Annotated in this window: 15 protein-coding genes; 7 read left to right on the top strand and 8 right to left on the bottom strand. The window is 39.3% G+C overall.

Features of this window, described 5'->3' with window-relative positions:
* Nucleotides 1-39 precede the first annotated feature (39 nt).
* The 3 genes from BV902_RS05805 (at nt 40) to BV902_RS05795 (ending at nt 2,997) form a co-directional block, all read left to right on the top strand.
* Nucleotides 40-1,614 carry a M28 family peptidase gene (locus tag BV902_RS05805; RefSeq protein WP_075991141.1) on the top strand — a complete coding sequence of 525 codons (1,575 nt, stop codon included), beginning with the start codon at nt 40-42 and terminating at the stop codon, nt 1,612-1,614.
* A gap of 155 nt (nt 1,615-1,769) precedes the next feature.
* The gene (locus BV902_RS05800) at nt 1,770-2,702 is read left to right on the top strand and encodes a DnaJ C-terminal domain-containing protein (protein ID WP_075991140.1); all 933 of its coding nucleotides are present in this window, start codon (nt 1,770-1,772) and stop codon (nt 2,700-2,702) included.
* A 4-nt stretch (nt 2,703-2,706) separates the two neighbouring features.
* Complete coding sequence (locus BV902_RS05795; RefSeq protein WP_075991139.1) at nt 2,707-2,997, top strand: chaperone modulator CbpM; 291 nt, start codon at nt 2,707-2,709, stop codon at nt 2,995-2,997.
* Between the two features lie 22 nt (nt 2,998-3,019).
* On the opposite strand, the gene BV902_RS05790 is transcribed toward BV902_RS05795, so the two are convergent.
* The 5 genes from BV902_RS05790 to BV902_RS05770 form a co-directional block, all read right to left on the bottom strand.
* Nucleotides 3,020-3,910, bottom strand: coding sequence for a hypothetical protein (locus BV902_RS05790; RefSeq protein ID WP_075991138.1), 891 nt, complete (start codon nt 3,908-3,910; stop codon nt 3,020-3,022).
* A 16-nt stretch (nt 3,911-3,926) separates the two neighbouring features.
* Nucleotides 3,927-5,660 carry an energy transducer TonB gene (locus tag BV902_RS27645; RefSeq protein WP_075991137.1) on the bottom strand — a complete coding sequence of 578 codons (1,734 nt, stop codon included), beginning with the start codon at nt 5,658-5,660 and terminating at the stop codon, nt 3,927-3,929.
* Between the two features lie 30 nt (nt 5,661-5,690).
* The gene (locus BV902_RS05780) at nt 5,691-6,059 is read right to left on the bottom strand and encodes a BlaI/MecI/CopY family transcriptional regulator (protein ID WP_075991136.1); all 369 of its coding nucleotides are present in this window, start codon (nt 6,057-6,059) and stop codon (nt 5,691-5,693) included.
* A 150-nt stretch (nt 6,060-6,209) separates the two neighbouring features.
* Nucleotides 6,210-6,614 (bottom strand): alternative ribosome rescue aminoacyl-tRNA hydrolase ArfB, encoded by a 405-nt coding sequence (gene arfB, locus BV902_RS05775; RefSeq protein ID WP_075991135.1) that lies wholly within the window; start codon nt 6,612-6,614, stop codon nt 6,210-6,212.
* A complete protein-coding gene (locus BV902_RS05770) occupies nt 6,611-7,330 on the bottom strand; it encodes a DUF1003 domain-containing protein (RefSeq protein WP_075991134.1) in 720 nt (239 codons plus the stop codon). The genes arfB and BV902_RS05770 overlap by 4 nt, the downstream gene beginning before the upstream one ends.
* A 362-nt stretch (nt 7,331-7,692) precedes the next feature.
* Here BV902_RS05770 and bshA point away from each other — a divergent pair, with 362 nt between their 5' ends.
* The 4 genes from bshA (at nt 7,693) to BV902_RS05750 (ending at nt 11,422) form a co-directional block, all read left to right on the top strand.
* Entirely contained in the window at nt 7,693-8,835 is a 1,143-nt protein-coding gene (gene bshA, locus BV902_RS05765; protein ID WP_075991133.1) for an N-acetyl-alpha-D-glucosaminyl L-malate synthase BshA, read from the top strand.
* 74 nt (nt 8,836-8,909) lie between these two features.
* On the top strand, nt 8,910-9,614 hold the full coding sequence (pyrH, locus tag BV902_RS05760; protein ID WP_075991132.1) for a UMP kinase: 705 nt from the start codon (nt 8,910-8,912) through the stop codon (nt 9,612-9,614).
* 29 nt (nt 9,615-9,643) lie between these two features.
* Nucleotides 9,644-10,207 carry a ribosome recycling factor gene (gene frr / locus BV902_RS05755; RefSeq protein WP_075991131.1) on the top strand — a complete coding sequence of 188 codons (564 nt, stop codon included), beginning with the start codon at nt 9,644-9,646 and terminating at the stop codon, nt 10,205-10,207.
* A gap of 231 nt (nt 10,208-10,438) precedes the next feature.
* A complete protein-coding gene (locus BV902_RS05750) occupies nt 10,439-11,422 on the top strand; it encodes a sugar phosphate isomerase/epimerase family protein (RefSeq protein ID WP_237241987.1) in 984 nt (327 codons plus the stop codon).
* A 44-nt stretch (nt 11,423-11,466) separates the two neighbouring features.
* Here BV902_RS05750 and purE read toward each other — a convergent pair whose 3' ends face one another.
* The 3 genes from purE to BV902_RS05735 are packed head-to-tail and all read right to left on the bottom strand — an operon-like array spanning nt 11,467 to nt 13,662.
* The gene (gene purE, locus BV902_RS05745) at nt 11,467-11,976 is read right to left on the bottom strand and encodes a 5-(carboxyamino)imidazole ribonucleotide mutase (RefSeq protein WP_075991129.1); all 510 of its coding nucleotides are present in this window, start codon (nt 11,974-11,976) and stop codon (nt 11,467-11,469) included.
* A gap of 8 nt (nt 11,977-11,984) precedes the next feature.
* Nucleotides 11,985-13,127, bottom strand: coding sequence for a 5-(carboxyamino)imidazole ribonucleotide synthase (locus BV902_RS05740; RefSeq protein ID WP_075991128.1), 1,143 nt, complete (start codon nt 13,125-13,127; stop codon nt 11,985-11,987).
* Between the two features lie 31 nt (nt 13,128-13,158).
* The gene (locus tag BV902_RS05735; protein WP_075991127.1) at nt 13,159-13,662 is read right to left on the bottom strand and encodes an NADH-quinone oxidoreductase subunit B; all 504 of its coding nucleotides are present in this window, start codon (nt 13,660-13,662) and stop codon (nt 13,159-13,161) included.
* Between the last annotated feature and the right edge of the window lies 1 nt (nt 13,663).

The following is a 13,663-nucleotide window of genomic DNA, read 5'->3' as shown; positions in this document are numbered from 1 at the left end:
AAATAAAGCGTTGAAAGTCGCACTAGTAAAAAATAAACAATGAAAAAAATATACAACCTGCTTTGGATCGCATGCTCCCTGATGAGCTGCGCAAAAGCACAGGACGTAAACAGTAAATATGCGGATGAAATCACAGTAGAATCGACGCAGAAGCATCTGCGTACTTTAGCTTCTGTCGATTTTGAAGGCCGAGGGACCGGCCAAAAAGGGGGGCGCCTGGCAGCAGAATATATTGCCAATGAATTTAAAAAATATGGACTCAGTGCGCCTGTCAATGGATCCTATTTCCAACCCCTGCAGCTAATTCGCAACAGCTTTAAGGTAAAGCAATTTAGTATTAACGATAGACCCTTCCAACACGGTAAGGACATTTTTGTCATTGGCAACAATGAGAACAAGTTCTTCGAAAGCAATGAAATTGTGTTTATTGGCTATGGTATAGATGATCCCAAGTATTCGGATATCTCAGGCATGGATCTCCGCAATAAGATCGTTATGTTGATCAATGAGAATGAGCCAACAGATGAGAAAGGGAATTCATGGATTACCAGCAAAAAGACTACTTCGGACTGGGCAACAACCCGAAATAAAAAAGTCAAGGAAATCCTTAAACACAGTCCCAAAATGGTACTAGCCATCAATAGTCAGCTGTCTCAACTTTTGGAGGATGCAGGAGACCGAGCTATTGAGGGCCGTTATAATTTGGCGGTGGATCAACCTGCGCCGGAAAAGTCGCCCATGATCCCCGTGGTCAATATTACAGACCATGCAGCAAATTATATTCTAAACCTGGCGAGAACCAATCTTGCTACTGTGGTTGCAAAAATTAATCGTACGGGACAACCGAATTCCTTTTCTATTTCAACAAATTTTAAAGCTGAGTTTGGCACCAATGCTGCACCTTTAGCCGATCCTAATATTCTTGGCTATCTGGAAGGAACAGATAAAAAAGACGAAATCGTTGTGATCGGGGGCCACTATGACCACGATGGAATGGATTCCAAAGGAAATATCTTCTTTGGGGCCGATGACAATGCCTCGGGCACAGCAGCTGTCCTAGAGTTGGCACGTGCTTTTTCGAAAGCTAAATCAACCGGAAATGGCCCTCGGCGCAGTATTTTGTTCATCACCTATGCGGCAGAAGAAAAAGGTTTATTGGGTTCCAAATTCTATACAGAAAATCCCATATTTCCACTGAAAAACACCGTTGCCTGCATTAATATTGATATGATTGGCCGTGTTGACGACAAACATCTCAAAGGTAATCACGATTATATCCATGCGATCGGTTCAGATAAATTGAGCTCGGAGTTATATCAGATCAATAAAAATGAGAATGAAAAACATACGAAACTGGAGATTGACTATATGTATGACAATCCAAAGGATCCTATGCGCCTCTACTATCGCTCCGATCATTATAACTTTGCCAAGAAAGGTATACCATCTGTATTTTACTTTTCGGGCTTGCATCCGGACTACCACACACCTGCAGATACCTATGACAAGATCGACTTTCCATTGATGGTTAAACGTGAAAAGCTCGCATTTTACACCGCATGGCAAATAGCCAATCGGGAAAATCGCCTGGTGGTTGACAATAATAAAGAGTAAGGTCAAATTATCGGCTGTAATAAGGATTACTTTATACTAAATAAAAAAGCAAGTAAATGATTGTTTACTTGCTTTTTTTATGTATTAAAATGACCTTTATCATAAACCTTTTATCCACAATTATTGTTATCTTTAATACAAAACAAGTATAATTTATGGCTTTTGTAGATTACTATAAAGTGCTTGGCATTGATAAAACAGCTTCAGCTGATGAGATCAAAAAAGCATATCGAAAACTAGCCCGTAAATACCATCCTGATGTCAACCCCAATGACAATGAGGCCAAACAACGATTTCAGGAGATTAATGAGGCAAATGAAGTACTATCCGATCCCGAAAAGCGCAAAAAATATGACCAATACGGCGAACATTGGCAACATGGAGAGGAGTATGAAAAAGCGCAGCAACAATACCGTCAGTCCCAATCCGCCGGAGGAAATCCATTCGGAGCTGGGGGAAATCCATTTGGAAGCGGCGGTTCCCACGAGTACACCGGAAACTTTGATGATGGGCAATTCTCGGATTTCTTCGAACAGATGTTTGGCAGCAGACGCGGGGGAGGCCGCCAAAGTACATTTCGTGGACAGGACTTTAATGCCGAACTCAGCTTAACCTTACAAGAAGCTTACACGACACATCAACAGACCTTCAATATCAATGGAAAAAGTATCCGCATCACGATTCATGCCGGAGTGGAGGATGGTCAAAAAATCAAACTGAAAGGCTATGGCAGTGAGGGCATCAACGGGGGGCCAAAGGGAGATCTCTATATCACAATTAATATCACACCAGATGCCCATTTTAAACGCCAGGGGAATGACTTATACACTACACTTGATGTAGACCTCTATACAGCTATTCTAGGCGGCGAAGTGACCTTAGATACGTTCGGCGGAAAGGTTAAACTGAAGATTAAAGCCGAAAGTCAAAATGGCGCAAAAATGCGACTTAAAGGAAAAGGATTTCCCTTATACCGTAAAGAAGGTGAATTTGGCGACCTTTATGTCACATTGAATATCCAAATGCCCAATAATCTGTCTGCCGAAGAAAAGGCATTGTTCCAACAGTTGAAGGATTTAAAACAATAATCTTATGGAAACGACACTCATTAAAGTCATCGACTTCTGCCAGTCCAGAAAGGTTGAAACAGCCTTTCTTCAAAGCATGGAGGAATACGGACTCATACATATTGTCATTCAACAAGAAGAACAATATATTGATGAAGAGGAGCTCCAAAAATTGGAGCGTTTTTCAAATCTCTATTATGATCTTGAAGTAAATCCTGCAGGAATTCAGGTTGCTAGCCATCTATTGGAAAAAGTTGAGCAGCTCCAAAATGAAATTTTACATTTAAAGAATAAATTGAAAGCCCTGGATTATTGATCCAAGGCTTTCAATTTTTTCTTTAGAATTCGACATCCCGCTCTGTATTCACCTTAGTCTGCCAAACAATTTTGTCTTGCAATGTGGTATACAGAATTTCATAATCCCCTTTACAGGTCACAAAGGACCCATAAAAATCTCCGGGCTTCATCACGCGGTAAACAACCAGCTTTCGTTCTCCGTCAACTTCGCCATAAGCCTTCATTAACATATAGCCTGTTTTATTCACCTTTTCTTCAGGTATTTTATAATCCAAATGCGAACGGCTACTACCATCATCGGGGCATAAAATCTCCGTGCGGCTCGGGGTAAATTTATAACGATCGCGATACATAGCAACATTAGACATCACTACATCCTTCGCCCACGCGATATCGGTAAAATCCTCAGGGAAGAGAAAGATCAGCGACACCATTTTCTCTTGCCAAAGGCGCCCATTAAAAGGTATTACAAAATGAAGCAGTTTTTGCCCTTTAAAAGTTGTAGTCGTATAAAAATATCGCCCCTCCTTATTTTGCTCCCGTTGAAAAGAACTTAAATCAAGTAGGTGATTTTTTTTCCCTTTTACATTTGGCGAATTGTTGACTACAGCAAGCATGTCATACCGATATTTTCCTTCCAGATGTCCAGAAAACAAAACCTGATACGCGGTATCTGAATAGCGTAAATGGCGCAATACACGACGAAATCGATTGTCAACCTGCTTTGCATTAATCGGATTAGTCTTACCTTGCCAATTTTTATCCTCCATAATATCATCTCCGAGGAATACGGTGAGCTCTTTGTTAATATTAACAAAATACTCATCTCCTTGTACAGCAAAACCGTTGGGAACCACTTTATAGGACTTACAGGAAGAAAGCATGGCCAAAACCACAATAAAATAGAAAATTTGAATGAATCTGCTCTGCATATTTATGATCTAATCTTTACTTCTTTAAATTTAAACGAATCGGCAATGTGTAAGCCACGCGTACCGGTTTACCGTTGACTAATCCCGGTTTCCATTTTTTCGCACCTTTTAGGAGCTCCAATGCCGCCTCTTTGATTCCATAACCAAGATCTTTTTTTACATCAACATGGGATAAACTACCATCCTTTTCGACAATAAAAGCCACTTCAACAATGCCATTAACCTCCCGTTTAATTGCTGCTTCAGGAAAAACAAAATTATCGCCTACCCAGATCATAAAAGATCGCATTCCCCCAATAGGTGTTGGTGGCACCTCAACTTTATCAAAAGTTACTAAGTCGGACTGAAAATCCAATGAAAGATTCCAGCGGTCGCTCTCATTTTCCGTCCTTATCGATTTTACTTCCTTGAGTTGTTTTTCCGTCTCTTCACCAGATTCAGCGCCCGGGAATGAATGAGATGACATCCGGACCTTTCTGCCCAATGTGTCGGTTTCCTCCCAATAATAAGTTGTTTTCCCGCCAACGGTGACGGGCAAGGAAAGCAGCGATCGAACGACTTTCCCATTGACGATTGCAGGTTTCCATTTCCCACTTGCTTTTACAGCATTTTCCACAGCTGATGCCAGGCCATGCCCCAAATCATTCTTAGCCTTTATATGGCTCAACTCACCGTTTTTCTCCACGATGGCTGTGATGACAATTACCCCGATCACATTATTCTTGATTGCTTCATCACTCACGTGGATTCTACTGCTCAATCCCATGACATACTTTTTCATTCCTCCAACTGGAATGGCCAATACCTCCGGGTCTTTGTAGACCTTCCTGTCTTCATTTACCTGTTCGTTTTTTAACTCCTCAGGTTGGTTCGATAATGTCTGCTCGTCAATCACAGTTAACCTATTGACGCTTTCTTCAACATCCGCTACCATATCCTTGGCCCTACTCGTATTAAAGATCAACGTAGACCCCGCTACCACCAATAGCATGGGCAACACAATCACATATAACAGGCGTTGTCTTTGTACGGATTTAACTTTAAATAACATCGTGATGCGCTGCTTTAAAAAAGAATGATTGGAAAACTCATGTGAAAAAGCCAATTGATCTGTACGTAATGCATGAGCAACCAGCATTTCTGCATAAGCCACTTTATCGGTCGAGCATATTTCATCTACAATATACTCGTGTTGAAACCTTATTTCCTTTTGAAAGAAATACACAACAGGATTGAACCAATTAAAAATTTTCAGCAGCTCAATCAACACCAAATCGTAGGAATGCCCCTGGGCAGTATGGACCTGCTCATGCCATGCAATATTCTCCTTGTTTTTAATCGATTTTCCAATCACGATCCTATTAAAAAAAGAAAAACTCAGGTATTCAGGAGAAGAGCGCAATACCCGAACAAGTTGCCTGATACGCACCGCCAGGAAAAAAAAGGCGACGGCCACTCCTATCCAATAGATCTTGGTAAGAATATCCAATAGAAAAAGAGGTTTTTCTTCGATCGGGCTCCCGATTTCGACATCCATATATGTTCCTAAATCGACCTGTGGAATATGATTGGAAATCATCTCTGTCTTGGGCAATTCAATAAAAATACCCACGGGAGCTAGTAAAGAAAATGCAACCATTCCAATCAGATAGATCCGATTCCATTGAAAAAAAGTAAGTTTTCTAAAAATCAGTTTGTAGAGCACAAAACTGATAATCAATGAAATATTGACAATCAATAAGTAAATCATAATCAAAAGTTTATAAAAGAGTATTGGTTGTTATTTATTACGTTCGATGATGGACAAGATGTCATCAAGTTCTTTGATGTCCAACCTGTTCTCTTCCAGAAAATAAGAGAGCATACTTTTGGGCGAATTATCAAAATAATTGGTTAATAACTTACCTGTAATACCTTTCTTATATTCCTCTTTTGAAATCTTTGGTAAATATTGATGACTTTTACCAAAGGATTCATGCGTTACAAAGCCCTTCGTTTCAAGAATACGAACGATGGTCGAGACCGTATTGTAAGCAGGTTTCGGTTCCGAAAGTCGATCAATAATCTCTTTGACAAAGCCACGGCCCATCTCCCAGAGCTCTTGCATAATCTGCTCTTCAGCTTTCGTTAACTCTTTAAAATCCTCCATAACTCCTCAAGAATAAATTAAATACCTGAATAATAAATCAATAGACAAGTTATAACTAAAAACATAGTTTAACAACTAATAAATTAGTTTAAAAAACAATAGACTGATAACCAACTTATTATTTTTTGTCAATACGGAATATTGTCATATTTATTCATCGAAATTCTTTTTCCTTGAAGCTTTTAATTGCGATTGTTGTTTCTTTCGATCCAGCCTTTTGAGAACACTCGAATACGGAGTTTTGGTTTTCTTACGAGGTTTTGCTGGCACAAGTGCGGCCGTCAATATACGCTTAAAGCGATCGATTGCGATTTCTTTATTGCGGACCTGCGACCGGTCGATATCGCATTCCAATTGCAGTATTCCTTCTTTATTTATACGATTTGCCAATGCGGTGAACACCATTGCTTTTTCCTCAGCAGAAACAGCTGTCGATAGCGCAACATCCCACTGCAGCAATACTTTCGATGACACCTTGTTTACATGTTGTCCACCTGCTCCACCCGACCTGGAAAACCTAAACGTAAGTTCTCCTATTACTCCTTCTAAATTCATTTATTTTTAAATGCTTCTTCTATTTTTTCCATCTTTTTTAATAGAAAGCTCAATTTTTCCACTTGATCCCGTTGTACTTCGACAAGTTCTTGTTCTTTTCGGATAATGAGATGATCTATTTTTTCATGTAATTCCCTGATTTCGAGTTCAGCCTTCAAGTTGACCATATAGTCATTTCTTGCGCGTTCACGATCCTTATCTTCCTGTCTGTTTTGACTCATCATAATAACCGGAGCCTGCAAGGCCGCCACACAGGACAAAATCAAGTTAAGTAAAATAAAGGGATACGGGTCAAAGCCTTTATTATTTAACCAAAAGATATTGGCTGCAATCCAAACGATCAAAAATAAGATAAAGGAAATAATAAAGGTCCAGCTTCCACCAAACTCAGCCACTTTATCTGCAACCCGATCTCCTACGCTGACTGACTCCTTATTATCTCCGTCCAGACTTGCGCTGATTACTTTATTTTCCTTAAAGCTATTGATTACCTGCTGATCCAATTGACTTAATTGCCCCGACTCATCTTTCAGAAATTCGGAGATATAAGTTTCCTTAAATCGTTTCAACTCGCTTGCAGCGACATACTTGTCCTTACTAAAACTTGGATATTCCTTTTTTATCAGCTTAAAAATAGGTTGTCGGATTGAAGCCCCCAAAATACGTTGCTCCGAAGGAAATTGCTGTCCTGAAATATCACTTATAAAGTTATCCATATACCGATTTAATGTCTATTTAAAGATAGTGCTTTTTAACCAATCAAAAAATTCACAAAACTATGGCAATTGGTTTTTGTTATTTTACGCATAAATAGACGAAATTTGCAACACAAAATTCATGAATAAGCGTTATCAATTTTTCATGTTAGCATGAAATAATTTAAAAAGACAATTGTTAAGGTAAATAACTTCGTCGGTGCCTTATGAATAAAAATAGTTTATATGTGATAGACATCACATGTCTTGGACGACAACACGCAGAATACTAACATTAGGTTCCTTGGAACCTTTAAACACAAATTAAACAGCGCGTATAACGGGATGCCGTTAAACATATACGCTCAGACATAATTACGCAGATGAAAATAGGAATTGTTTGTTATCCCACCTTTGGTGGAAGTGGTGTTGTTGCAACCGAACTAGGAAAGGCTTTGGCCGCTAATGGACATGAGATCCATTTTATCACCTACCGACAACCCGCACGTCTGGATTTCTTCTCTGAAAACCTATACTACCATGAGGTAGCTGTTTCGCAGTATCCACTTTTCGACTTTCTACCCTATGAATCTGCATTAGCCAGCAAACTGGTTGATGTTGTTCGTTTTGAAAAGTTGGATTTGATTCACGTCCACTATGCCATTCCACATGCATCGGCGGCATTTATGGCAAAACAGATCTTACTCACTACGTATGGCATTAATATTCCTGTAGTAACGACCTTACATGGTACAGATATTACACTGGTTGGTAAAGACAAGAGTTTTAGTCCTGTTGTTACATTCTCCATCAATCAATCCGATGGCGTAACTGCGGTATCACAGAATCTGAAAGATCAAACGCTCCAATACTTTGACATTACCCGAGACATCAAAGTGATCCCAAACTTTATTGATCTGGACAGGTTCAGCAATAAAGATCGGTCACATTTCAAAAAAGCCATTGCACCGGGCAATGAACGTATATTGGTTCATACCTCCAACTTTAGGAAGGTTAAGAATACAGAAGATGTTATTCGTATTTTTAAGAAAGTACATGATGTAATCCCTTCCAAATTATTGATGGTAGGTGATGGTCCAGAACGTCGAAATGCAGAGGAACTATCCAGAGAACTTGATGTATGCAAAGACGTCCGTTTCTTAGGGAAACAGGACGCAGTGGAAGAAATATTGTCTGTATCAGATCTCTTTCTGATGCCTTCAAGTTCGGAAAGTTTCGGTCTTGCGGCTTTAGAAGCCATGGCATGTCAAGTTCCAGTCATCTCTTCCAATACCGGAGGTTTACCCGAGCTGAATGAAAACGGTATCACTGGGTTTCTCAGTGCTGTTGGTGATGTTGATGATATGGCGAAGAATGCAATTTATATCTTGGAAGATGGGGAACGCTTAGAGAAATTTAAAGAAGCAGCATTAAATCATGCAAAAAGATTCCAATTGTCTAATATTATGCCTTTGTATGAGCAGTATTACCAAGAAGTCATTAATCAAACAATAAAAGCACAATAAATATCACTTTAAGGCTTAAGGGATGAAAAAAATATTTTATCTTTGACCTTTGGAAAATTTCCAAAAAAACAATTATGAAATACAAACGTATCTTATTAAAACTTAGCGGTGAATCCTTAATGGGTGACCAAAGCTATGGTATCGATATTAACCGTGTATCACAATACGCTAATGATATCAAAGAAATTCACGATCAAGGTTTAGAAATTGCAATTGTTATCGGTGGCGGTAATATATACCGTGGTCTAAGCGCTGAAAAATCAGGCATGGACCGTGTTCAAGCAGACTATATGGGCATGCTTGCCACAGTAATCAACAGCATGGCTCTTCAAGATGCGCTTGAGAAAGTTGGGAAAAAGACACGTTTGCTTACTGCGATCAAAATGGAGCAAATCTGCGAACCATTTATTCGTAGAAGAGCCGTTCGCCACTTGGAAAAAGGCCGTATTGTTATTTTCGGAGCTGGTACTGGAAACCCATATTTCACGACAGATACTGCTGCATCTTTGCGTGCAATCGAAATCAATGCCGATGCTGTATTGAAAGGAACACGTGTAGATGGTATCTATACTGCCGATCCTGAAAAAGATCCTAGTGCAACAAAATTTGAAGAAATATCATTCACAGAGGTTTATGAGAAAGGATTAAATGTCATGGATATGACTGCCTTTACCCTTTGTCAAGAAAACAAATTACCGATCATTGTATTTGATATGAACAAACCTGGCAATTTATTAAAACTTGCCAATGGTGAACATGTCGGAACTGTGGTTAAATAATTTTAAATCTGTAAAAAACGTAATCTTATATGAACGAACTAATTTCAATTGAATTGGACGATTGTAAAGACAAGATGTCCAAAGCAGTTGCTCACACCGAATCCGAATTAACTAAAATTCGTGCGGGTAAAGCTTCTCCATCTATGTTAGATGGAATTTCAGTAGACTATTATGGTAGCGCCACTCCGCTTTCACAAGTGGCCAACATCAATACAACTGATGCACGGACTATTGTCATTCAGCCTTGGGAAAAATCGCTTATCAACGCAATTGAAAAATCTATCACAGACGCCAACCTAGGAATCAATCCGCAGAATGACGGTATCGTTATTCGTCTAAATGTTCCTCCTTTGACAGAAGAAAGAAGACGTGACCTTGTTAAAAAAGTAAAAGAGGAAACTGAAAAAGGCCGTATTGGTGTTCGTAATATTCGTAAGGATGTTAACGAATCCATCAAAAAATTAAAAAATGACGGTGCTTCAGAAGATGAAATCAAAACTGCCGAAGGTGAAGTTCAAAAGTTAACAGATGCATTCATTGTAAAAGTTGATAAATTGGCTGAACTGAAAGAAAAAGATATCATGACTGTTTAAATTTTCCTACTTGAATAGAAAAAAGGTCTGAAAAATATTCAGACCTTTTTTATTGGTATGAAGACCTCCCCACTCCCCCCTTTAAACGGACTCTTACCGACCTACAAAACCTTGGCTCTCCGAAGATTTTATAGTTTATAAAATCAACATACTCTTCAAAAATATTCCTTGTTGCACCATTGATTTCTGAACAAATAATTGTACATTGTACACTAACAAGTAATCAATTATATGATGAACAATTCTCGCCGTCAATTTTTAAAGCAAGCTGGAATAGGTCTTTCGGCAGCTTATCTGGTGCCCAACTTTATATCTTGTCAAAATAAAGCCGGTGCAATCAGCGACAATCCATTACAGAATATAGGCGTACAGCTTTATTCCATCCGCGATTTAATGGATAAAGATCCGAAAGGATCTTTGGAACAAATTGCCAAAATTGGGTATAAACATGTTGAGCTCTATGGGATAGACGCCACAGCCAAACAGTTCTGGAAATTGCCCTACAAAGAGTTGAAGAAAATATTGGATGATAACGGTCTAAAAACACATTCAGGCCATTACGATATGTCCAAATACCTAAGTAAAGCCCACACCGACAAAGAAGACCTTGCGGTTTATTTTGATGCAGCAAAAGAACTTGGTCAAGAATATGTAATTGCTCCTGTAACACCGATGTTTGATCTGAATGCATTGAAAAAAGACGATTATCTCTATGCTGCAGAGCAATTGAATAAGGCTGGTGAACAGGCTAAAAAATTAGGTCTAAAAGTTGCTTATCACAACCACTTCTGGGAATTTAGGGATCTGGGCAATAATACAACGGGTGAAGAGGTGATGTTAGCATTCACTGAACCTGATTTGGTCGATTTTGAATTAGACCTTTTCTGGGCAGAGAAAGCTGGTAAAAACCCGATAGCTTTGTTTGAAAAATTCCCCAACCGTTTTAAACTTTGGCATGTCAAGGATATGGATAAAACAAAATCCAATCCTATTGAATGGCCCAAAGATGGGAAATTGCCGATTGAGCAAATCTTCAATGATATCAAGTATACCGAAGTGGGGACCGGAAGCATCAACTTCCCTGAAATCGTTAAAGAAAGGAATAAAGCCGGACTTAAATATGCTTTTGTTGAGCAAGACAATATCTATATGCCAAATAAGATGGAAAGTCTCAAAAAAAGCTACGATTATGTACAGGCAGATCTTACAAAATAAAAAAGGGAGCAATGCTCCCTTTTTTATTTTGTAAGATTGTCAGCTTAAAATTCGGTATCTTCTACATCTACTGCGGTCTCGATTACTTTTCTCGCCAACTCTTCTTTAAATTCGATGATATTCTTGCTGATTGTTTCATCATGTGTACCAAGAATCTGAGCAGCCAATATACCTGCATTCTTCGCCGCATTTAAAGCGACAGTTGCTACAGGAATACCATTGGGCATCTGAAGAATGGAAAGTACCGAATCCCATCCATCAATGGAATTTGATGATTTTACAGGAACGCCTATTACGGGTAAATGTGTAATAGAAGCGACCATTCCTGGCAAATGCGCCGCTCCACCCGCTCCAGCAATAATAACTTTCAAACCACGAAATGCCGCATTTTTCGCATAATCAAACATACGTTGTGGTGTACGATGTGCTGAGACGATCGTTACCTCAAATTCCACCCCAAGGGCTTTGAGCACATCTATAGCATCCTGCATAACAGGAAGGTCTGATTTGCTTCCCATGATAATGCCTACCTGGGCCTTATTATTGATTGACATAGTATTGTTTAAGCTTTAACTTTTAATATTTCTTGTACTTTTCTTGCATTGGAGATCGCTTTCTCCCGATCATCATTGATGATACAAACATGGCCCATCTTGCGGAATGGCTTCGTATATTTCTTTCCATATAAATGGATATATACGCCTTCCATTGCCAACACCTCTTCTACTCCCTCATATTTGGCCAATCCTTCATAGCCAAGTTCACCTAACAGGTTAATCATAACGGCATTCGTTCTGCATCTGGTATCACCTAACGGTAGATTGAATATAGCCCTTAAATGCTGTGCAAATTGCGACACGTAATTACCCTCTATTGTCTGGTGACCACTATTATGCGGGCGCGGAGCCAATTCGTTGACCAAAATATCACCATTTTTCGTTAGGAACATCTCTACAGCCAATATACCTACGATCTGCAAATCATCGGCAATCTTTTTTGCTATCGCCTCTGCGCGTTGTTGAATCTCTACACCATACAAAGACGGCGCAATCAAAAATTCCACCAAGTTAGCCTGAGGATTAAATTCCATCTCCACCATTGGAAATGTAGACACTTCCCCCTTATCATTCCGGGCAACAATGACCGCAATTTCCTTTTCAAAATCTACCCATTCTTCAATTAAGCTAGCTTCTTCGAACGCCTCTTGTATATCCTGTTGGGTAACAATCTTCTTCACCCCTTTTCCATCATATCCATCCTTACGTAATTTCTGGATATACGGTAAGTTTAACGAGGCATTTACTAAATTATCCTTATTGGATATCAATTGAAACGCCGAAGTTGGTATATCGTTTTGTTTAAAAAATTGCTTTTGTAGGCCTTTATCTTGAATCAGACGAATGATACGTGATTGTGGATACACGATTACTCCCTCGCCTTCCAGTTTCTCCAAAGCATCTACATTCACCTTCTCGATCTCGATCGTGATCATGTCCAAATCCTTACCGAAATTATAGACCGTTTCAAAATCGCCCAATGAACCACATTCAAATTTATTGCACAACTTGCGACAAGGAGCATTCTTATCCGGGTCCAATACATGAACATTTACATTGTAATTAATGGCTTCCTGGATGAGCATTCTTCCCAGTTGACCACCGCCAAGAATACCCAATTGCAATTCACCATAAAAATCTTTTGCCATAATTGATTTAAAATCTTATAAAATTTATCTTTTAAGCTTTTCCGTTGAACAATTGCTCACCTAACAAGCTTTCTTTGTCTATCTTTTTTTGCAATTCAATAAAAGCACCAATTAGTGCCTCTGGACGTGGCGGACATCCCTGTACATAAACATCCACAGGGATAACGCGATCTACCCCCTTGACCACATGATAACCATGCTGCCAATATGGACCACCACAGTTGGAACAAGAACCCATCGAAATAACATATTTAGGATCTGGCATCTGTTCATATAGTTTCTTGATACGATCGGCCATCTTAAAGGTAACCGTTCCAGCAATGATGATCACGTCGGATTGCCTTGGAGAAGGCCTTGGGAATACGCCCATCCGATCTAAATCGTAAGTTGAAGCCATTGCCCCCATCATTTCAATGGCACAGCAAGCAATACCAAAGCTCATAGGCCACATCGAAGATAATCTTGCCCAATTTAGCAAATCATCTAATTTGGCAACAATAACACCATTATTCTGCAATTGACTATCTAAACTCATG

Origin of the sequence: Sphingobacterium sp. B29, assembly GCF_001952815.1 — a bacterium.
Taxonomy (GTDB): Bacteria; Bacteroidota; Bacteroidia; order Sphingobacteriales; family Sphingobacteriaceae; genus Sphingobacterium; species Sphingobacterium siyangense.
The sequence above is the reverse complement of the archived record's forward strand: the minus strand, read 5'-3'. Positions and strand labels throughout refer to the sequence as shown.